General features: G+C 62.3%; 26 protein-coding genes. 11 read left to right on the top strand and 15 right to left on the bottom strand.

The genetic code is table 11. The features are described 5' to 3' along the window. The first annotated feature begins 7 nt into the window (after positions 1–7). Positions 8–1,354 (top strand): acetyl-CoA carboxylase biotin carboxylase subunit, encoded by a 1,347-nt coding sequence (gene accC, locus C5L10_RS19810; RefSeq protein WP_046636624.1) that lies wholly within the window; start codon positions 8–10, stop codon positions 1,352–1,354. An 8-nt stretch (positions 1,355–1,362) separates the two neighbouring features. Continuing rightward, a complete protein-coding gene (aat, locus tag C5L10_RS19805; protein ID WP_105431094.1) occupies positions 1,363–1,980 on the top strand; it encodes a leucyl/phenylalanyl-tRNA--protein transferase in 618 nt (205 codons plus the stop codon). Positions 1,981–1,986: 6 nt separating this feature from the next. Here aat and C5L10_RS19800 read toward each other — a convergent pair whose 3' ends face one another. From C5L10_RS19800 to C5L10_RS19775, 6 genes are all read right to left on the bottom strand, one after another. Further along, entirely contained in the window at positions 1,987–2,406 is a 420-nt protein-coding gene (locus C5L10_RS19800; RefSeq protein WP_105401415.1) for a DUF2155 domain-containing protein, read from the bottom strand. A 76-nt stretch (positions 2,407–2,482) separates the two neighbouring features. Then, entirely contained in the window at positions 2,483–2,881 is a 399-nt protein-coding gene (locus C5L10_RS19795; RefSeq protein ID WP_105431093.1) for an NADH:ubiquinone oxidoreductase subunit NDUFA12, read from the bottom strand. A 103-nt stretch (positions 2,882–2,984) separates the two neighbouring features. Beyond that, entirely contained in the window at positions 2,985–3,446 is a 462-nt protein-coding gene (locus tag C5L10_RS19790; protein WP_105431092.1) for a GNAT family N-acetyltransferase, read from the bottom strand. Between the two features lie 22 nt (positions 3,447–3,468). Continuing rightward, on the bottom strand, positions 3,469–3,975 hold the full coding sequence (locus tag C5L10_RS19785) for a GNAT family N-acetyltransferase (RefSeq protein WP_038542070.1): 507 nt from the start codon (positions 3,973–3,975) through the stop codon (positions 3,469–3,471). A 5-nt stretch (positions 3,976–3,980) separates the two neighbouring features. Next, positions 3,981–5,486, bottom strand: coding sequence for an Asp-tRNA(Asn)/Glu-tRNA(Gln) amidotransferase subunit GatB (gene gatB / locus C5L10_RS19780; RefSeq protein WP_105419475.1), 1,506 nt, complete (start codon positions 5,484–5,486; stop codon positions 3,981–3,983). A gap of 100 nt (positions 5,487–5,586) precedes the next feature. Continuing rightward, positions 5,587–6,096 carry a GNAT family N-acetyltransferase gene (locus C5L10_RS19775; RefSeq protein ID WP_105431091.1) on the bottom strand — a complete coding sequence of 170 codons (510 nt, stop codon included), beginning with the start codon at positions 6,094–6,096 and terminating at the stop codon, positions 5,587–5,589. A gap of 281 nt (positions 6,097–6,377) precedes the next feature. Here C5L10_RS19775 and C5L10_RS19770 point away from each other — a divergent pair, with 281 nt between their 5' ends. The 3 genes from C5L10_RS19770 (at position 6,378) to C5L10_RS19760 (ending at position 7,197) form a co-directional block, all read left to right on the top strand. After that, entirely contained in the window at positions 6,378–6,635 is a 258-nt protein-coding gene (locus tag C5L10_RS19770; RefSeq protein ID WP_105425089.1) for a YjhX family toxin, read from the top strand. 96 nt (positions 6,636–6,731) lie between these two features. Beyond that, a complete protein-coding gene (locus C5L10_RS19765; RefSeq protein ID WP_105431090.1) occupies positions 6,732–6,917 on the top strand; it encodes a hypothetical protein in 186 nt (61 codons plus the stop codon). Further along, positions 6,907–7,197, top strand: a complete 291-nt coding sequence (locus tag C5L10_RS19760) for a type II toxin-antitoxin system RelE/ParE family toxin (RefSeq protein ID WP_105431089.1) — start codon at positions 6,907–6,909, stop codon at positions 7,195–7,197. Before C5L10_RS19765 ends, C5L10_RS19760 begins: the two co-directional genes overlap by 11 nt. A 13-nt stretch (positions 7,198–7,210) precedes the next feature. Here C5L10_RS19760 and C5L10_RS19755 read toward each other — a convergent pair whose 3' ends face one another. From C5L10_RS19755 to C5L10_RS19740, 4 genes are all read right to left on the bottom strand, one after another. Beyond that, positions 7,211–7,477 carry a hypothetical protein gene (locus C5L10_RS19755; protein ID WP_105431088.1) on the bottom strand — a complete coding sequence of 89 codons (267 nt, stop codon included), beginning with the start codon at positions 7,475–7,477 and terminating at the stop codon, positions 7,211–7,213. Between the two features lie 63 nt (positions 7,478–7,540). Continuing rightward, positions 7,541–9,022, bottom strand: a complete 1,482-nt coding sequence (gene gatA, locus C5L10_RS19750; protein WP_105431087.1) for an Asp-tRNA(Asn)/Glu-tRNA(Gln) amidotransferase subunit GatA — start codon at positions 9,020–9,022, stop codon at positions 7,541–7,543. 57 nt (positions 9,023–9,079) lie between these two features. After that, positions 9,080–9,367 (bottom strand): Asp-tRNA(Asn)/Glu-tRNA(Gln) amidotransferase subunit GatC, encoded by a 288-nt coding sequence (gene gatC, locus C5L10_RS19745; RefSeq protein ID WP_105431086.1) that lies wholly within the window; start codon positions 9,365–9,367, stop codon positions 9,080–9,082. A gap of 109 nt (positions 9,368–9,476) precedes the next feature. Continuing rightward, positions 9,477–10,178 (bottom strand): metal-dependent hydrolase, encoded by a 702-nt coding sequence (locus C5L10_RS19740; RefSeq protein ID WP_105431085.1) that lies wholly within the window; start codon positions 10,176–10,178, stop codon positions 9,477–9,479. 131 nt (positions 10,179–10,309) lie between these two features. Between C5L10_RS19740 and ruvX the strand changes: the two genes are divergently transcribed. After that, positions 10,310–10,798, top strand: coding sequence for a Holliday junction resolvase RuvX (gene ruvX / locus C5L10_RS19735; RefSeq protein WP_105424875.1), 489 nt, complete (start codon positions 10,310–10,312; stop codon positions 10,796–10,798). Here the strand turns inward: ruvX and C5L10_RS19730 are convergent. The 3 genes from C5L10_RS19730 to C5L10_RS19720 form a co-directional block, all read right to left on the bottom strand. Next, on the bottom strand, positions 10,741–11,067 hold the full coding sequence (locus C5L10_RS19730) for a DUF6105 family protein (protein ID WP_046605473.1): 327 nt from the start codon (positions 11,065–11,067) through the stop codon (positions 10,741–10,743). The two genes, ruvX and C5L10_RS19730, sit on opposite strands and share 58 nt — an antisense overlap. Positions 11,068–11,361: 294 nt before the next feature. Continuing rightward, positions 11,362–11,847 (bottom strand): group II truncated hemoglobin, encoded by a 486-nt coding sequence (locus C5L10_RS19725; RefSeq protein ID WP_105431084.1) that lies wholly within the window; start codon positions 11,845–11,847, stop codon positions 11,362–11,364. Between the two features lie 66 nt (positions 11,848–11,913). Then, the gene (locus C5L10_RS19720; RefSeq protein WP_105431083.1) at positions 11,914–12,558 is read right to left on the bottom strand and encodes a TetR/AcrR family transcriptional regulator; all 645 of its coding nucleotides are present in this window, start codon (positions 12,556–12,558) and stop codon (positions 11,914–11,916) included. Positions 12,559–12,740: 182 nt separating this feature from the next. Here C5L10_RS19720 and C5L10_RS19715 point away from each other — a divergent pair, with 182 nt between their 5' ends. Next, positions 12,741–13,676 carry an AEC family transporter gene (locus C5L10_RS19715; protein ID WP_105431082.1) on the top strand — a complete coding sequence of 312 codons (936 nt, stop codon included), beginning with the start codon at positions 12,741–12,743 and terminating at the stop codon, positions 13,674–13,676. On the opposite strand, the gene C5L10_RS19710 is transcribed toward C5L10_RS19715, so the two are convergent. After that, the gene (locus C5L10_RS19710) at positions 13,658–15,310 is read right to left on the bottom strand and encodes an acyl-CoA dehydrogenase family protein (protein ID WP_105431081.1); all 1,653 of its coding nucleotides are present in this window, start codon (positions 15,308–15,310) and stop codon (positions 13,658–13,660) included. The two genes, C5L10_RS19715 and C5L10_RS19710, sit on opposite strands and share 19 nt — an antisense overlap. 202 nt (positions 15,311–15,512) lie before the next feature. On the opposite strand from C5L10_RS19710, the gene C5L10_RS19705 reads away from it, so the two are divergent. From C5L10_RS19705 to dprA, 4 genes are read left to right on the top strand one after another with little or no spacing between them, the layout of a single operon-like run. Further along, positions 15,513–16,454, top strand: a complete 942-nt coding sequence (locus C5L10_RS19705; RefSeq protein WP_105431080.1) for an aspartate carbamoyltransferase catalytic subunit — start codon at positions 15,513–15,515, stop codon at positions 16,452–16,454. Beyond that, entirely contained in the window at positions 16,451–17,737 is a 1,287-nt protein-coding gene (locus tag C5L10_RS19700) for a dihydroorotase (protein ID WP_105431079.1), read from the top strand. The genes C5L10_RS19705 and C5L10_RS19700 overlap by 4 nt, the downstream gene beginning before the upstream one ends. Positions 17,738–17,750: 13 nt before the next feature. Continuing rightward, positions 17,751–18,368 (top strand): glycerol-3-phosphate 1-O-acyltransferase PlsY, encoded by a 618-nt coding sequence (gene plsY / locus C5L10_RS19695; protein WP_245448057.1) that lies wholly within the window; start codon positions 17,751–17,753, stop codon positions 18,366–18,368. A gap of 14 nt (positions 18,369–18,382) precedes the next feature. After that, on the top strand, positions 18,383–19,525 hold the full coding sequence (dprA, locus tag C5L10_RS19690; RefSeq protein ID WP_105431077.1) for a DNA-processing protein DprA: 1,143 nt from the start codon (positions 18,383–18,385) through the stop codon (positions 19,523–19,525). On the opposite strand, the gene C5L10_RS19685 is transcribed toward dprA, so the two are convergent. Beyond that, a complete protein-coding gene (locus tag C5L10_RS19685) occupies positions 19,505–19,711 on the bottom strand; it encodes a hypothetical protein (RefSeq protein WP_046636597.1) in 207 nt (68 codons plus the stop codon). The two genes, dprA and C5L10_RS19685, sit on opposite strands and share 21 nt — an antisense overlap. Positions 19,712–19,768 lie beyond the last annotated feature (57 nt).

Below are 19,768 nucleotides of genomic sequence, written 5' to 3'. Positions count from 1 at the left end.
CGCATCCATGATTTCCAAGATCCTCATAGCCAACCGCGGTGAAATCGCGCTTCGTGTGCTTCGCGCCTGCAAGGAACTCGGCATCGCGACCGTCGCGGTCCATTCCACTGCGGACGCCGACGCCATGCATGTCCGGCTTGCCGACGAAAGCGTCTGCATCGGCCCGCCGCCGTCGCGCGACAGCTATCTGAACATCCACCAGATCGTCGCCGCCTGCGAAATCACCGGCGCCGACGCGGTGCATCCGGGCTACGGCTTTCTGTCGGAAAACGCCAAGTTCGCGGATATTCTCGACGCGCACGGCATCACCTTCATCGGCCCGACCGCCGATCATATCCGCATCATGGGTGACAAGATCACCGCCAAGCAGACCGCGCAGGAACTCGGCATCCCCGTCGTTCCCGGTTCGGATGGCGAAGTGAAGCCCGAGAACGCCATGGAAATCGCCCGCCAGATCGGTTTTCCGGTGCTGATCAAGGCGACGGCCGGCGGCGGCGGACGCGGTATGAAGGTCGCCAAGACCGAAGCCGACCTCGACGAAGCCGTGTCGACTGCCCGTTCCGAAGCGCTCGCTGCTTTCGGCAACGATGCCGTCTACATGGAAAAATATCTCGGGAAACCGCGCCATATTGAAATCCAGGTCGTCGGCGACGGGGAAGGCAATGCCATCCATCTCGGTGAACGCGACTGCTCGCTGCAGCGCCGCCACCAGAAGGTCTGGGAAGAAGCCAATTCCCCTGCCCTCAATGTCGAGCAGCGCATGAAGATCGGCGAAGTTTGCGCCGATGCGATGCGCAAGCTGAAATACCGCGGCGCCGGGACGATCGAGTTCCTCTACGAAAACGGCGAGTTCTATTTCATCGAAATGAACACCCGTCTTCAGGTCGAACACCCGATCACCGAAGCGATCACCGGCATCGACCTCGTGCACGAACAGATTCGCGTCGCCTCCGGCGGCGGCCTGTCCGTGCGTCAGGAAGACATCGTGTTCTCCGGCCATGCCATCGAATGCCGCATCAATGCCGAGGACCCGCGCACCTTCGTGCCGTCGCCCGGCACGATCACGCATTTCCATGCACCGGGCGGCCTCGGCGTGCGCGTCGATTCGGGCGCCTATGCCGGCTACAAGATCCCGCCCTATTACGACAGCCTGATCGGCAAGCTGATCGTGCACGGACGCACCCGCGTCGAATGCATGATGCGCCTGCGGCGCGTGCTGGACGAGTTCGTCGTGGACGGCATCAAGACGACGCTGCCGCTTTTCCAGGATTTGGTCGACAATCCGGATATCGCCAACGGCGATTATGACATACACTGGCTGGAGCAATATCTCGCCGGCGACAAGACGCATTAGGGAGATCGATGGCAGGGCGACGCGGCAGATATTACCCGGCGATAACCCCGGAAATCCTGTTGCGAGCCTATTCCATCGGACTTTTTCCGATGGCCGAATCCGCCGACGACCCGGAAATCTTCTGGGTCGAACCGGAAATGCGCGGCATCCTGCCGCTCGACGCCTTCCATCTCTCCAAAAGCCTGGCCAAGGCGGTTCGCAGGACACCGCTCGACATCCGCTTCGACACGGCTTTCGAACGGGTGATCGCATTCTGCGCCGAGCCGGCCGGCGATCGACCGAGCACCTGGATCAACTCCACAATCCGCAAGCTCTACAACGAACTGCACCGCATGGGCCACGCGCACAGCGTCGAGGCCTTCGAGGGCGATGAACTGGTTGGCGGTCTCTATGGCGTTTCGCTCGGATCGGCCTTCTTCGGCGAGAGCATGTTTTCGAGGCGCACGAACGCCTCCAAGATCTGCCTCGTGCACCTTGTCGAGCGGCTCCGGAAAAACGGCTTTACCCTGCTCGACACACAGTTCACGACCGAACATCTGAAGACGTTCGGCGCAATCGACATCCCCAAGGACGACTATCTCAAGCTCTTGAGAATCGCCGTCGATTCCCCGCATCTGAAATTATAACGGAAATCAGTTGGTCGCCTTCGGCGGCGGCACGTCGGACTTCTGTTTGCAGCCGGTCAGCCAGACGTCGTAGATCGGATGCTCGACGGCATTGAGGCCGGGGCTGTCGGCGAACATCCAGCCGGTGAATATCCGGCGGATCTTGCGATCGAGGGTGATCTCGTCGACTTCCACGAAACCATCGATCTTCTGTGCTTCCGTCTCGTCGCGGGAATAACAGACCTTTGGCGTCACCTGTAGCGCGCCGTACTGAACCGTCTCGTTGACATAGACGTCGAACGTGGTGATGCGGCCGGTGATCTTGTCGATGCCGGCAAAGACCGCGACCGGGTTGTTCAGCCGCGCCGCAGATACACAATCCGCCGCAAGCACGGATGCCAGCGCGGTCAATGCGCCGATCATTTGCTTGCGTGGAAAAACCGTCATCAATCCCATTATGCTTCCCGTCCCGGCGATCCCGTCGGCGTCGAGACCTAGAGTGCGATTGTGGCCAAAACAGGTGTCAGTTGCCGGGCGTCCAGGCATCGTAGTCGCCGGTGACGCGGGGGCGTTCGCCGGTGGCGGCAAGCGAGCCCTGTGGGCGATAGGCAAGCGGCGTGCCGGTGCCGTTCGGCTTGTGCGCCTTTTCCCATTCGCGGGCCTTGTACTCTTCCTGCGACGGAGCAACGTCGGTGCGATAATGCATCCAGCCGTGCCAGCCAGGCCCGATTGCGGAGGCTTCGGCGTAATCCTTGTAGATCACCCAACGCTTCGGCTTGCCCCAGGAAGTCATCGGGCCTTCGTAATAGATATTACCGAGTTCGTCTTCGCCGACCTTCTTGCCGAAACGCCAGGTGAAGAACCGGGTGCCCATGGTCTGTCCGTTCCACCAGGTGAAGATCTGCAGCAGGAGGTTTTTCATGGATGTTCCGTCGGCTTGGCAAACAGGATGACGATCGAATTGGCTGATCCGCTTATGCCGCCTGACGCCTTGGATGTCCAGTGGTTCCAAATGTCGCGCACGGTCATTTGAGCTTCATCTTGAAGCCTAAATGGCTTTTGGCGAAGCCGAGCCGTTCATAGAAGCGATGCGCATCCGTGCGAGCCATGTTGGAGGTGAGTGCGACCTGGCGGCAATCGCGGCGCCTGGCTTCCTCGATCGCGTGTCCGATCATCTGGGCGCCGATGCCCTTGCCGCGCATGTCGCCGCGCGTCTGAACCGCTTCCAGGATCATCGACAGCGATCCCCTTCCCGTCAGCGTGCGGTTGAAGAGGATCTGGAAGGTGCCGACCACCTCGCCTTCCAGTTCAGCGACGAAGAGCTGCTCGTTCTGCGAGGCGTCGATGACATTGAAGGCGCGCAGGTAGTCGTCGAAGGCGGTCTCGTCCGTGGTATCGCCATGGCCGCCGACGTCGTCCGCCGCAAACAGGGCGATGAGTTCGGGAAGATCGGCTTGCCGCGCTCTGCGGATGACGATGTCGGCCATGCAAAAGTCCTCTCCGGGTGGGTCAGCGCAACTCCAGCCGCTTCTCCATGATGATCGCCGGCAGGCCGGAATTGGGAGCACCCCACTCCTCCATCCTGTCGACCTCGGAAAACCCGAGCCTTTCGTAAAAGGACATCGCGCGCACGTTCGGCAGCGCCACTTCGACCCGCATGATCTCGGCATCCGGAAAACAGGTTTCGAGCTCGGCGAAGATATCGCGCCCGATGCCCTCGTTCTGGCAGGACGGCTTGACGTAGAGCTGGTGCAGCATCGCCGTCTTCACCATTTTCGGATACATCGCGGCATAACCGATGCCGCCGATATCCTTGCCATTGTCGGCGACCAGGAATTCGCCGCCGCGTTTCTGGATACGCGCCTTTACGGCGCCCGGAGAATGCCAGCCGTCGACCATTCTCCTGACCTTGTCGGCCCCGTAGAACGGATCGTAGGTATCGTGAAAGGTCGCCGCCAGCAGGGCGCGGATCTGCTCGACGTCAGCTTCTCCGGCGGTGCGGACGAAGTAGACCATCGGGCCTACTCCTCTTCGATCCCGAGCTTCGCCTTGACCAGCGCCTGGACGGCCTGCGGATTAGCCTTGCCGCCGGTCGACTTCATCACTTGGCCGACGAACCAGCCGGCGAGCGTGGGCTTCGCCTTGACCTTGGCGACCTGGTCCGGATTGGCGGCGATGATCTCGTCGACAGCGGCCTCGATTGCGCCGGTATCGGTCACCTGCTTCATGCCGCGGCTCTCGACGATTTCGGCCGGGTCACCGCCCTCGGCGAGCACGATCTCGAAGAGGTCCTTGGCGATCTTGCCGGAAATCGTCTCAGCCTTGATGAGATCGATGATGGCGCCGAGCTGGGCGGGAGAAACCGGAGTCTCTTCAATGTCTTTGCCGGTTCTGTTCAAGGCGCCCAGCAGGTCGTTGATGACCCAGTTGGCTGCGATCTTGCCGTCGCGGCCTTCGGCAACCGCCTCGAAATAATCGGCGATCGCCTTTTCGGACACCAGAACCGAGGCGTCGTAGATCGACAGGCCGAGTTCCCGCACGAGACGAGCCTTCTTGTCGTCCGGCAATTCCGGCAAGTGGCGTTCCAGTTCAGCGATGAAGGCATCGTCGAATTCGAGCGGCAGCAGGTCCGGGTCCGGGAAATAGCGATAGTCGTGCGCGTCTTCCTTGGAGCGCATCGAGCGCGTCTCGCCCTTGTTCGGGTCGAAGAGGCGGGTCTCCTGGTCGATCGAGCCGCCGTCCTCGAGGATGCCTATCTGGCGGCGCGCTTCGTATTCGATCGCCTGGCCGATGAAGCGGATCGAGTTGACGTTCTTGATCTCGCAGCGGGTGCCGAATTCCGTGCCCGGGCGGCGCACCGAGACGTTGACGTCGGCGCGCATCGAGCCTTCGTCCATGTTGCCGTCGCAGGTGCCGAGGTAGCGCACGATCGAGCGCAGCTTCGTCATATAGGCCTTGGCTTCGTCGGACGAGCGCATGTCGGGCTTCGAGACGATCTCCATCAGCGCCACGCCGGAGCGGTTCAAATCCACATAGGACATGGTGGGATGCTGGTCGTGCATCGACTTGCCGGCATCCTGTTCGAGATGCAGGCGCTCGATGCCGATCTCGATATCCTCGAACTGGCCCTGGCGGTCTGGACCGAGCGAGATGACGATCTTGCCTTCGCCGACGATCGGATCCTTGTACTGGGAAATCTGGTAACCCTGCGGCAGGTCCGGATAGAAATAGTTCTTGCGGTCGAACAGCGAACGCTTGTTGATCTGCGCCTTCAGGCCGAGGCCGGTGCGCACCGCCTGTTTGATGCATTCCTCGTTGATGACTGGCAGCATGCCCGGCATGGCCGCATCGACGAGCGATACGTTCGAATTCGCCGGCTTGCCGAACTCGGTCGAGGCGCCTGAAAACAGCTTGGAATTGGAGAGGACCTGGGCGTGCACCTCCAAACCGATGATGACTTCCCAGTCGCCGGTGGCGCCGGGAATGAAGCGTTTCGGATCGGGCGTGCGGACGTCGACAAGGGTCATCTGATGCTCGTGAAATGGTCTCTATTGCGTTTTCTGGAGGTAGAGCAAATGGCGTTGCGGTGCAAGCTTATCTGACGAGCGGCGGGCGCCCTGGGCGCAGTCAGAAACTTGGCCCGTAAGTATCCGGCGCTTCGGCGACGAGGCGCTTCGACAGGCCGACCGACTGCACGTCCCGGTCGATCTTCGGCGAATAGATGGTCGAGAGCCAGTTGATGGAATAGCCCAGCTTCTCGAAGAAGCCGACCGCCTCGGCATTGCGGGCGTGGCTCTCGACGCGGGCGACTTCGAACCCCTGGTGGACGATCTCTGCCTCGACCTCGACCAGAAGCGCCCGGCCGAAGCCGTGGCCCTGGAAGGCCGGATCGATCCAGAAGTCGGAGATCAGCTCGTCGAGCTTTTCGCGCGCCGCCCAGCCGGCAAGGTTGCCGGCATGTTCGACGACGGTAATGGTGAGCCAGGAGGAGCGCGTGAAATTCTGGAAGGCAGTGCGGGCGCTGGAGCGCATATCGGTCATCTCGCCGATCGAAATCATGGCCTTCTCCCAGGAGCGGAAGCCGATTTCCGCCAGGATATCCACCTCGTCCTCACGCGCATTGCGAATATGGGCCATAGCTTCCCCTGCTGCAGCCTCAGTAGACCACTGAGTCCGCGCTTTGACCAGTGCAACATCTATGGCGTTGCGGTCAGGCGCTTGACGGCTGGGGAAAACACGCCTAGTGCGGATTTCGTATCGATGGAGTTTTGATGTTCTCTTCCGTAGAGACCTGCTGAGGGGCCGGCCCCGCTCTTAAAGCCGCGCCGGCCCAGACAAAAACGAGAACCCCGACGTCACGCGACGCCGGCAACGTTTTTGTGCGCTCGCTTGCGAGCGCTTCTCCGGACATCAAGACAATGGATATTTCCCGCGCCGAACAGCGCATCCTCCACCTGCTCGCCCAGGGCGGCAGGATCGACATTACCCGCGATCAGAACCGCAAGATCGAAAAACTCCAGCTGGTCACCCGCGAGGGCTGGGTCTTCTCGGGTTTAGACCTCACCACCTTCCGCAAGCTCAAGCAGAAACGTGCCATCAAGTCCCAGGGCGGCAAGCCTTATCGAATCACCGAACGGGGATTGGTGCTGGTGAGGGCCGAGCAGGATAATCGCTAGTGAAAAAACGAGGGCCGGTCTTCTCGATGGAGACCGGCTTTCCATCGCTGGGCAAATGCGATTGGACTTTGGCACCAATCGCGTTATTTTATCGGCATGAGCGATCTAAAGGACAAAATCAGCTTCAAGGAATTGACCGAGTCCCAGGTGGCCGCGGCAGGCGACGAGCACTATGCTTCCTGGAAGGACGACAAGATCCACAATGCGCTCAAGCAGTCAGAAGACCGCTCCAAGATGACCCCGGCGAAGAAGGTCTGGGAGAAGTTCGGCTTTGAACGTTAATTTCACCCCGCAGGCCATCGCGGATCTCGGTGAAATTCACCTCCGTATCTCCCAATTCGATCGCAATGCCGCCGATCGCGTTCTGTCCCGCATCCGGCAGGTCATAGAGATATTCGAGAGCTTTCCACTTCTGGGCCGGGAAGGCAGCGTGGAAGATACGCGCGAGTTCGCTATTTCCGGTCTGCCTTATACGATTGTGTACCGGATACTATCGCCAAGCGATCTTGATATTTTGACGATCGTCCACCAGCGCAAGCTCTATCCGCCTCAAGAAGACTGAACCCGCCTCAGGCCTAAGCCGAAAGCTCAGCCCTCATCGCCGTCCAGTCCTCGGCGATCGAGTTCGCACGTCGCTTGCCGGCGCGGCGGTACCAGTAGTCGGCGTTCCAGTCGTCGCCTTCGATGCGGTGGCAGAGAGCGTGGCCCCAGTCGAAAGGCTGTTCGCCCTCATGGGCCTGGCAAATCTCGTGCACCGCCTGCCAGTCCGCACCCATGGCGAAACCATCGGCCGCGAGGCGATCGAACGCCTCGATCAATCCTGCCAGATCCGTCCTAGCCATGAGCCACCTCCCCGGCGACCGCCCGATGATCGGCGGCCGTCATATTCCGGATGATCGGTCCGCTTACCACCACTTCGCCGGCGTGAACCGGCCGGCTGCCTGTTCGATGACATGGGCGGTGCGGAAGAGGGTTTCTTCCTCGAACGGCTTGCCGATCAGCTGCAGGCCGAGCGGCAGGCCCTTGGCGTCGAGGCCGGCGGGAACAGCGATGCCCGGCAGGCCGGCCATGTTGACCGTCACCGTGAAGATGTCGTTGAGGTACATCTTCACCGGATCGGACGCGAGGTCCTCGTCGGCGATGCCGAAGGCCGACGATGGGGTGGCGGGCGTCAGGATCGCATCGACGCCGGCGTCGAAGACGATCTCGAAATCGCGCTTGATCAGCGTGCGGACTTTTTGCGCCTGCAGGTAATAGGCGTCGTAATAACCGGCCGACAGAACATAGGTGCCGATCATGATGCGGCGCTTGACCTCGGTGCCGAAGCCGGCAGCGCGGGTCTTCTCGTACATGTCGACGATGTCCTTGCCGTCGACGCGCAGGCCGTAACGCACGCCGTCGTAACGGGCGAGGTTCGACGAGGCTTCGGCGGGAGCGACGATGTAATAGGCGGGCAGCGCGTATTTGGTGTGCGGCAGGGTGATGTCGACGATCTCGGCACCGGCATCCTTCAGCCAAGCTATGCCCTGCTGCCAGAGCTTTTCGATCTCTTCCGGCATGCCTTCGACGCGGTATTCCTTCGGAATGCCGATCTTCATGCCCTTCAGCGACTGGCCGAGCGAGGCTTCGTAATCCGGCACCGGCAGATCGACCGAGGTCGTGTCCTTGGCATCGACCGACGCCATCGACCTCAGCATGATCGCCGCATCGCGCACGTCGCGGGCGATCGGGCCGGCCTGGTCGAGCGAGGATGCGAAGGCAACCGTGCCCCAGCGCGAGCAGCGGCCATAGGTCGGCTTGATGCCGACGGTGCCGGTGAAGGCGGCCGGCTGGCGGATCGAACCGCCGGTATCGGTGGCGGTAGCACCGGCGCAGAGGAAGGCGGACACCGCAGCGGCAGAACCGCCGGAAGAACCGCCCGGCACCAGCTGCTGGTTGGAATCGTTGGCCCGCCACGGGTTGACCACCGCGCCATAGTGCGAGGTCTCGTTGGAGGAGCCCATGGCGAACTCGTCCATGTTGAGCTTGCCGAGCATGACCGCCCCGTCATCCCAGAGGTTCTGGGTAACGGTCGATTCGTATTTCGGCAGGAAGCCGTCGAGGATATGGCTGCAGGCCTGGGTGTGAACGTCGCGGGTGGCGAACAGGTCCTTGATGCCGAGCGGAATGCCTTCCAGGGCGCCGACAGTGCCTGCGGCACGGCGCGCGTCTGAAGCCTTCGCCATGCCGAGCGCCTTGTCCGGCGTCACGGCCACATAGGCGTTGAACACCGAGTTGGCGGCATCGATCGCGGAAAGATAGGCCTCGGTCAGCTCGACCGAGGTGAATTCCTTGGCTTCGAGCTTTTCGCGGGCTTCGGCAATGGTGAGGCTGGTGAGTTCGGTCATGGTCTCTTCAAACGGTTCGAATACGAGGAGGAGGTTCGGCGGGGCGCTATCCAGCGCTCACTCGACGACCTTCGGCACCAGGAAAAAATTATGGTCGGTAGAAGGCGCGTTGGCGACGATATCGTCTGCCTTGTCGCCGTCGTTGACATTGTCGGTGCGCTTGCGCATGTCCATCGGGGTCACCGACGTCATCGGCTCGACGCCCGTGACATCGACTTCGGAAAGCTGCTCGACGAAATTGATGATGCCGTTCAGCTCGCCGACCATGCGATTAGCATCTTCCTCGGTGACCGCAATGCGGGCAAGGCGCGCGACGCGCTTGACGGTGGCGAGATCGACGGACATGGCATAACTCCGATGGGAAATTTCCCCTTCGCTATAATGGCCATGCCCTCCCTTCGCAACAGGGAGCGCGCCTCAATTTGCGAAGGCGCGCCGCCTTAAAGGATGCGATTCAGAAGGTCAGGCTGCCGCCCGGCGCCGGTGTTTCGACCCGGGTGCGGGAGCCTTCCATGCCCTTGACAAACTTTTCCGGCGTCTGGTCGACGCCCGGCAGGCCATAATGGCACGGCAGCGCATGCTTGAAATCGAAGAAGCGCTGGCAGGCGAGTGCGGCCACGGCACCGCCCATGGTGAAGCGGTCGCCGATCGGCACGATGCCGATATCCGGCTGGTGCAGTTCGTTGATCAGGGCCATATCCGAGAAGATGTCGGTATCGCCCATGTGGAGGACGGAGAGTTCGTCGTCGAAATGCAGCATCAGGCCGTTGGCGTTGCCCAGGCAGTGCGAAACGCCGTCTTCGGTCAGCGAGGCTGACGAATGCAGTGCATTGGTGAAGGTAGCGGTGAACCCTTCGAAGCCGATCGTGCCGCCGGTATTGCCCATTTCGAGCTTCTCGACGCCCTTCTTTGCCAGCCAGACGCCGAGGTCGTAGTTGGCGAGCACGACGGCACCGGTTTCCTTGGCGATCTGGATCGTGTCGCCGACATGGTCGCCGTGACCGTGGGTGAGCAGGATGTGAGTCAGGCCTTCGGCGGCAGCCTTGATGTCCTGGCCGGCAAAGGCGGGGTTATAGGTCAGGAATGGGTCGACCAGGATCTTGGCCTTGGCGGTCTCGATGCGGAAGGCGGCATGGCCGAGCCAGGTGATCTTCATGGAAAACTCTCCTCGAATATGATGTGAGATAATGACGACACATAGCCGATATGAGGCTAAAGGGAAGTGGGACAGAGGGTGGGACAAACCCGCTCTGGACCCCCTGATTGAATCCCCGGGATGAAGAACGCATGACAGTGATGACCATCGAGGAACTGGCTGAGGCCCTTAAACCCGCACAGGCGATTGCCGGGCTCGACCTTGGCACCAAGACGATCGGGCTAGCCATGTCGGACCTCGGTCGGCGGTTTGCCTCTCCCCGTCCGGTCATCAAGCGGGTGAAGTTCACCAAGGACGCCGAAGTGCTGCTCGCCTTTGCCGAGAAGGAAAAAGTGGCGGGCTTCGTGATCGGCCTGCCCACGAACATGGACGGCTCGGCCGGTCCGCGCGTTCAGGCGACGCGCGCCTTCGTGCGCTCGATGTCGGAAAAGACCGCCCTGCCCTTCGTCTTCTGGGACGAGCGGCTGTCGACGGTGGCCGCCGAGCGGGCGCTTCTGGAAATGGACGTGTCGCGGGCCAAACGTGCCGAGCGGATCGATTCCGCTGCGGCAAGCTTCATTCTTCAGGGCGCTCTGGACAGGCTCTCGTCGCTCGGCAGGGAGACCGATTTCGCCAGCTGACGCTTCCTCCACCAGGCCGCGATCTCGCGGCGCTTGCGAAAGGCGATGATCGCAAACACGACCAGGCTGTCGAAAGCGATGGCGCGTGCCACCAATGGCGGAATGGTTTCCGGCGGAATGCCCAGAACATTGCCGTAGATCTGGAAGACAAGATCATGCGTCTGTCGGGTCAGCATGAAGAAGCCGAAGCTCATGTCGTAGTAGGAAAGCCCGTACCAGCTGGTCAGCAGCAGGACCGGACCGGCCCACAAAATCACGAACCACTTCATGCAGTCCTCCCTCTCGACTCTGCCGGATACGGTTCCAGGGACACGAGCCATCTCGATAGAGCCATAAGGCTCAGGGCCAATGCGGGAATGGCAATATCCATGGCCAGCGCCGCGAAGACCGTCGTCATGACGATCAGCAATGCTATATTCCGGATTGCAGTTCCCATACGCGGATACTCGGCGAACGTCGTAGTTAACAGTGCGTTAACGCCGAACTTAAGCCCGCAGGGATTTGCCGCAACGGAAACCGGGGGAGATGGTTAATTTCGCAAGGGTGCCTGTGGATAAAGCGGGTCAGGCAGCCGGCGATTTCGGCTTCTTCGGAATATAAGGACCGCCGGTCTCGCCCCATCCCCATGTCGGCATCGGCGCGTGCTCGTAAACCTTGGCTCCGGGCTGCGAATTGACGACCGCAAGCCGCGTTCCCCACTCGAGATAGCCGACCAGCGCGGACGTGAACTCCGGGTCGGCCGGAAGTTCGAGATCCGTATAGGTGTCGAGGAGGATGTTGATCCACCGCCGGCGCATCGGCTCGGTCAGGTGCCTTTCAAGATGATGGCGCACCATCGCCGGATGACCGCCACGCTGCTCCGAATAGAGTTTCGGTCCGCCGATGACTTCGGCAATGAACATTGCAACATGCTCGGGATGGTTCCTGTCCATGCCGGCAAAGACTGGGCCGAGCAGGTCATCCGCCGGGACGCGACGATAGAACTCCGTCGTCAGGCGCAGCAGCGCATCGAAGCCGCCGATCCATTCGTATAGCGTCGGTACGGTCATGGTTGCCTCCTCCGTTTCCCGAAGAGATATGAGGCGGACGTCATGGCTTCAAGACTTGGCCGCGGATCAGCCGTAGATCGCGCGGACCAGGCGGCGGAGCGCATTGCCGACCTTGTCCCAATCCTTCTCGGTCTTCAGCGCCATGCCGGCGAACTGGCCGCTGACGGCGGCGGAGATCACCAGGTGCTGGATCGCCGCAAACAAGAGCGCATTGGTGGTCGCGGCATCGACGCCCTTCGGCGGGGTCAGGGACCCACGCATCTTATCGAGCCATTTGCCGAGCGCCTTGGTGCGGGCTTCCGACAGCCGTCGGACCTGCGGCGTATCCTGCGAGACCTCCCAGGCGACAATCTTGCAGACCAGCGGGTCGTCTCGCAGCGCTTCCATGAAATAGATGGAGAGTTTCTCCATCAGGTCGCCGTAGGTCAGAAGGAACATGCCGCCGGTATCTTCCGGGATGCGGTCCTTGACCCAGGTGCCGAGATCGGCGCCGATCGCCTCGATCAGACCGTCCAGGCCGCCGTAATATCGGTAGATGAGCTGCTTGTCGCAGCCTGCGCGGCGCGCCACTGCGTTGATGCCGAAACCCTGAAAACCCTGTTCGGCGAGCAGCGCGCGGGCAGCCAGGAAGATCGCCCGCTCGGTGCCGGCGCGGCTGCGCACCTTGGCGACCGAACCTTGTTGCGCTGTGACTTCAGGGATCTGGAGCATTTTCCGCCTGTTTCGGTTTCAATCCTCAACCGCGATAGTCCGAGCCGTCAACCGCCGCAAGCGGTCTCGGTGCCCATGCACAGGATTGCGCGCGCAGCACTTGATTTTGCGGGGCTGCGCATTGCGCTCGCGGCGTGGGAGGACTAACGAGATCCTATCCTCCCACCCACGCGCCCCTCCCCATGCTCATCGTCTTCCAAAGCGTTCTGCCTATCTTCCTTCTCGTCCTCCTCGGCGTGGGATTGAAACGTGCGCCGATCATCAACGCCGATTTCTGGGACGGGCTCGAACAGTGCAGCTACTGGGTGATGTTTCCGGCCCTGTTGTTTTCGACGATGGCCAAGGCCGACTTTTCGAATACCGAGACCCTGACGGTCAGTTTCGCGGCGATCGTTTCGGTTTTCGTGATGTCGGGCGGATTGCTACTGGCATGGCCTCTGCTGCGGAACCTGCGCGTCGGCGGGCCGGCCTATACCTCGCTGTTCCAGACGGCGACGCGCTGGAACGCCTTCATGGCGCTGGCGATCGCCGCAAAGACCTACGGCCAGCAAGGGCTGACCATGGTCGGCCTGGTGATGGCGGCGATCATCATTCCGCTCAACTTCATCAATGTGACCGTGCTGTTGTGGTTCTCCGGCCACGACCGGAACTACAAGGCCATCTTCTATAGAGTCTGCACCAATCCGCTGATCCTCTCGACGGCGCTGGGCATCGTCGTCAACGTTGCCGGCATTCCGATCTACGAACCGGTGATGGTGGCGGTGGACCTGCTGTCGCAGGCGTCGCTCAGCCTCGGCCTGATCACGGTCGGCGCCGGGCTGCGGGTCATGGACGCGCTCAAGCCGAGGCCGATCACTCTCCTCGCCGTCTTTTTGAAGCTGATCGCTTTCCCGATCGTCGCCGTGGGCGTCGGCATGTTGTGCGGCATCCAGGGCAGCGCCCTCGTGCTTCTGGCACTGAGTGCCGCGGTTCCGACCGCGATGAACGGCTATCTGCTGGCGAAACAGCTGAACGGCGATGCGGACATGTATGCGGCGGCGGCGACCCTGCAGGTCGTCGCCTCGTTCCTCACCATTCCGGTGGTGATGACAGCTGTCGCCTACGTGGCGGCGGGATAAAGCAGGTCGACGATGTAGCGCGCGTCGAACCGGGCATCGAGCATGCCATAGGTCGAGCGCCAGCCGCCGGCGAGCCGCGTTTCCAGGAAAGCATCGGCGATCTTGCCGGCGCCAAGCCGCACCAGTTCAGACGCCGCAGCCGCAAGTGCAAGCTGCTCCACCAGAAGCCGGGCAGCTCCCTCGTCGGTCTCGCAGAGCGCCATGGCGGCGCGCAGAACCTCGACCGTCTTGCGGCCCGCAGGACCGAGATCCCGTTCGAAACCGGCGAGCACCGTGTTGAACAGGTCCCCCCCGCGCGACAGGACACGGAGCACGTCGAGCGCCATCACATTGCCCGAGCCTTCCCAGATCGCATTGACCGGGGCCTCGCGGTAATGACGGGCGATCGGCCGTTCCTCGATATAGCCGTTGCCGCCGATGCACTCCATCGCCTCGTAGATCAGCGACGGCGCGATCTTGCAGTTCCAGTATTTGATGACTGGCGTCATGACGCGGGCGAAAGCTGCGTCGGCCGGGTTGCTGGCCGCCCGATCGAAGGAATCGGCGAGCCGGAAGCTGAGCGCCGTCGCCGCGGCGACATCGAGCGCCATGTCGGCAAGCACGCGCGTCATCAGCGGCTGATCGACGAGCTTCTTGCCGAAGACGCTGCGGCCGCGGGTGTGGTGGACCGCTTCGGCGAGCGACGCGCGCATGATGCCGGCGGATGCCAGCGCGCAATCGAGCCGCGTCAGGGTCACCATGTCGAGAATGGTGCGGATGCCGCCGCCCGGTTCGCCAAGCAGGTAACCGAAGGCATCGGTGAATTCGACTTCGGAGGATGCGTTCGAGCGGTTGCCGACCTTGTCCTTCAGGCGCTGGAACTGCAAGCCGTTCGCCGACCCGTCCTCGAGCAGCCGCGGCACCAGGAAGCAGCCGATCCCGTCGCCGGTCTTGGCCAGCATCACGAAACCGTCGCTCATCGGCGCCGACATGAACCACTTGTGGCCGGAGAGCCGGTAGATGCCCTCGCCGACCCGCTCGGCGGTCGAGCGGTTGGCGCGCACGTCCGTGCCGCCCTGCTTTTCGGTCATGCCCATGCCGAGGGTGACCGCGCTCTTCTGCAGAGCCGGGCGATTCGTCGAATCGTATTTGCGCGACAGGATCTTTGGCGCCCATTCCTTCTGGACGCGCGGCGAGGCCATCAGCGCGGCAATCGAGGCGCTGGTCATCGTCAGCGGGCAGAGATGGCCGCACTCGAGCTGCGCCGACAGATAGAATCGCGTCGCCCGCGCCTTGTGTTCGTGGCCCTTGGCTTCGGGGATGTTTTCCCAGACCGAGGAATGCAGGCCGGTCTGCATCGAACGGCGCATCAGCGCGTGCCAGGCCGGATGAAACTCGACGACGTCAAGCCGCTCGCCGCGCGGACCGTGGGTCTTCAGCTTCGGCGGGTTCTCGTTCGCCATGCGCGCCAGTTCCTGCGCCTCCGGCGAAGTGACGTAACGGCCGAGCTGGTCGTATTCCTCGCGGATGGTGCGGTTCAGCGTGCTCGTCAGGTCGACGACCAGCGGATCGGATCGGTAGGCATTGATGCCGGACCAGGGTTTTGGCTGGTTCAGTTCGGCAAATTTTTCTTCGGCGCGCGACATCTGGTTCATGAAACGGGTTCTAGCGGAAGTTACCGGGCCTGGGAACGGCGCCCGCTCAGGATTTCTGGCGTTCTCAACAAAAGGCCGCACCTGCATCGAGAAACCGCTGCGAGCGACAATGGACAAACAAGCAGTGAGATAAACCCCGCGCCCGCTTGCAGCTCCTGCCGTCAGACCTTATAGACCGCCGAACGCAAGCGGAGACGTGTCCATGGTCTTCTTCCCTCACCGCCATCTGATTGGCATCAAGGGCCTTACCGAACAGGATATCACCTTTCTTCTCGACAAGGCCGACGAGGCCGTGAAGATCTCGAGGCAGCGGGAGAAAAAGACCTCCACGCTGCGCGGTCTCACCCAGATCAACCTGTTCTTCGAAGCTTCCACCCGTACACAATCGTCCTTCGAGCTCGCCGGCAAACGCCTCGGCGCCGATGTGATGAACATGTCGGTCGGCAATTCCTCGGTCAAAAAGGGCGAGACGCTGATCGACACGGCGATGACGCTGAACGCCATGCGCCCGGACGTGCTGGTGCTGCGTCATTCCTCGGCCGGTGCCGCCGCACTTCTGGCGCAAAAGGTCGCCTGCTCGGTGATCAATGCTGGCGATGGCCAGCATGAGCATCCTACCCAGGCGCTGCTCGACGCACTCACCATCCGCCGCGCCAGGGGCAAGCTGTCGCGCATCATCGTCGCCATCTGCGGCGACGTGCTGCATTCGCGCGTCGCGCGCTCCAACATCCTGCTTCTCAACGCCATGGGCGCACGGGTCCGGGTCGTAGCGCCTTCGACGCTGCTGCCCTCGGGCATCAGGGACATGGGCGTCGAGGTCTTTCACTCCATGGAAGAAGGCCTCAAGGATGCCGACGTGGTGATGATGCTGCGCCTGCAACGCGAGCGGATGGCCGGCGCCTTCGTGCCGTCGGTGCGCGAATATTTCCGCTTCTATGGGCTCGATGCCGAAAAGCTGAAGGCTGCCAAGCCGGATGCGCTGGTCATGCATCCCGGTCCGATGAACCGCGGCGTCGAGATCGCCTCCGAAGTGGCCGATGGTCCGCAGAGCGTCATCGAGGAACAGGTGGAAATGGGGGTCGCGGTCCGCATGGCCGTGATGGAGACCCTGCTCGTCTCCCATAACCAGGGAGAACGCGCATGACCCCCACCGTCCTCAAGAACCTCCGCATCATCGATCCGTCGCGCAATCTCGACGAGACCGGCACGATCGTCATCGGCGCCGATGGCCGCATCCTCGCATCGGGCAAGGATGCCCAGAACCAGGGCGCGCCGGAAGGCGCGACGGTCCGGGACTGCCAGGGCCTCGTCGCGACGCCGGGCCTCGTCGATGCCCGCGTCTATGTCGGCGAACCGGGCGCCGAACACACCGAAACGATCGAATCGGCAAGCCGGGCGGCCGCCGCCGGCGGCGTCACTTCCTTCATCATGATGCCCGACACCGACCCCGTGATCGACGATATCGCGCTGGTCGAATTCGTGCAGAAGACGGCGCGCGACAAGGCGGTCGTCAACGTCCATCCGGCCGCCGCCCTCACCAAGGGGCTGGCTGGCAAGGAGATGACCGAGATCGGCCTGCTGCAGCAGTCGGGCGCCGTCGCCTTCACCAACGGCCGGCATGGTCTCTCCGATACGCTGCTCCTGCGCCGGGTGATGACCTATGCGCGCGAGTTCGATGCGGTCATCTCGCTGGAACTGCGCGAAAAATATCTCGGCAACGGCGTGATGAACGAGGGCCTGTTCGCGAGCTGGCTCGGTCTGTCGGGCGTGCCGAAAGAAGCGGAGATCATCCCGCTCGAACGGGATTTGAGGATCGCCGCGCTGACGCGGGCGAAATACCATGCGGCGAAGATCTCCGTGGCGGAGTCGGCCGAAGCGGTGCGCGTCGCCCGCACCCGCGGCGCCAACGCCACCTGCGGCGTCTCGATCAACCATCTGGCGCTCAACGAGAACGACATCGGCGAATACCGGACCTTCTTCAAGCTCTCGCCGCCGCTGCGTTCTGAAGACGATCGCGTGGCGATGGCCGATGCGCTCGCGGACGGCACGATCGACATCATCGTCTCCTCGCACGATCCGCAGGACGTCGATACCAAGCGCCTGCCGTTTGCCGATGCCGAGGACGGGGCGATCGGCCTCGAGACCTTGCTCGCGGCCGCACTCCGCCTGCACCATGACGGCCGCGTGCCGCTGATGCGGCTGATCGATGCGATGTCGACCCGGCCGGCGCAGATCTTCGGCCTCGATGCCGGCACGCTGAAGCCCGGCGCCAAGGCGGATATCACGCTGATCGATCTCGACGAGCCTTGGATCGTTTCGAAGGATATGATCTTGTCGCGGTCGAAGAACACGCCGTTCGAAGACGCGCGTTTCTCGGGCCGCGCCGTCGCCACCTATGTGGCCGGCAAGTGCGTCTACACGCTTTAAGGGGAGCACGGGCGTGAGTGAACTCTTCAACTGGCAGATTACCCTGCCGATCTCACTGGCCGCGCTGGTGTTCGGCTATCTGCTCGGTTCCATTCCCTTCGGCCTGATCCTCACCCGTGCGGCGGGCCTCGGCGATATCCGTTCGATCGGATCGGGCAATATCGGCGCCACCAACGTGCTGCGCACCGGCAACAAGAAGCTTGCCGCGGCCACCCTGCTGCTCGACGCTCTGAAGGCCACGGTCGCTGCACTGGTCGCCTGGTATCTGTTCGGAAAAGAAGCCGGCCTGCTTGCCGGCTTTGCAGCCTTCATGGGTCATCTCTTCCCGGTCTGGCTCGGCTTCAAGGGCGGCAAGGGCGTCGCAACCTATATCGGCACGCTGCTTGGCGTCGCTCCCTGGATGGTGCTGGTGTTTGCGGCGATCTGGCTCGGCGTCGCCAGGATCAGCAAATATTCGTCGCTCTCCGCTCTGGTTGCAACTCTTGTCATTCCGGTTGTGCTGTGGTTCTTAAACGAGCCGAAGATCGCGCTCGTCTTGGCCGTCATGACCGCGATTTCCTGGTGGAAGCACGAAGAAAATATCAAGCGGCTGATTGCCGGCACCGAAAGCAGGATCGGCCAAAAGGGATAGACCCGGGGGAAACAATGCCGGACGGCAGCGCGAAACGAACAGGAATTGCGCTGACGGAGAGGCAAAGGATCGCCTGGCTGAGGCTGATCCGTTCGGACAATGTCGGCCCCGCCACGTTTCGAGATCTCATCAACCATTGCGGCTCGGCGGAAAACGCGCTTGCCATGCTGCCCGAACTCTCCGCCCGTGGCGGGGCGACCAGGGCGATCCGGATTGCCGGCGTTCAGGAGGCCGAACGCGAACTCGAAGCTGCCCATCGCTTTGGCGCTCGCTTCGTCGGCATCGGCGAACCGGACTATCCGCCGGCGCTGCGCCAGATCGAAGGCGCGCCGCCGCTTCTTGCCATGAAAGGTGACCTTTCCGCCGCGACACGTCCGTCGGTCGGCGTCGTCGGATCGCGCAATGCCTCGATATCGGGCGCCAAGTTCGCGGCGATGATCGCGAGGGATTGCGGCCGGGCCGGTTATACGGTGACGTCAGGCCTTGCCCGCGGCGTCGATACCGCCGCCCATCGGGCCAGCCTGGAAACCGGAACGATCGCGGTGCTGGCCGGCGGGCTCGACCAGCCCTATCCGCCGGAGAACGTGCCTCTGCTCGACGAGATTACCGAGGGTGCAGGCCTTGCCGTCAGCGAAATGCCCTTCGGCTGGGAGCCCCGCGCACGGGACTTCCCCCGCCGCAACCGGCTGATATCCGGCATTTCGCTCGGCGTCGTCGTGGTCGAGGCAGCGGAGCGTTCCGGCTCGCTGATCACCGCCAGGATGGCGACCGATTTCGGACGGCTTGTCTTCGCCGTTCCCGGCTCGCCGCTCGATCCGCGCTGCCACGGCACAAACGGGCTTCTGAAACAGGGGGCGATCGTCACAACCGGGTCGGCCGACGTCATCGAAGCCCTGGCGCCGCTCTCGCAACTCGATCTGTTGAGCGGTTCGGTGGTGGAGGAGCCAAAGAAATTCAGCGATATACTGCCGCCCAATGACGACGACCGGGCGATCATCGTTTCGGCGCTGGGGCCGACGCCGGTGGAGGTGGACGACATCATCCGCCATACGGAACTGCCCGCCTCTTCCGTCTATCTCATCCTGCTGGAACTTGATCTCGCCGGCCGGCTGCATCGGCATGTCGGCGGTCTGGTTTCAATCGCGATGGAAGACTGAGCGGGGACGCCGGCCCGCCTGTACGTCCCCCGCCTCTACATAGGCCATCTCGATGAGGTAACAGAGCATATCGGCTCCCTCTCCCAAGGCGACCTGCCGGAGCTCTCCGAGCATCTGCCTTATATAGGCGATATTCTCCCTGGTATCGTCTTCGCGCCGGCCGTTTGTCTCACTTCGGGAACTCATTTTCTATCCTGTCAAAAAAGTCGGCCACCAGTCCAAATAAATTCACCTCGAGGTATG

Source organism: Neorhizobium sp. T6_25 (assembly GCF_002968555.1).
In the GTDB taxonomy this organism is placed as follows: Bacteria; Pseudomonadota; Alphaproteobacteria; order Rhizobiales; family Rhizobiaceae; genus Neorhizobium.
The sequence above is the reverse complement of the archived record's forward strand: the minus strand, read 5'-3'. Positions and strand labels throughout refer to the sequence as shown.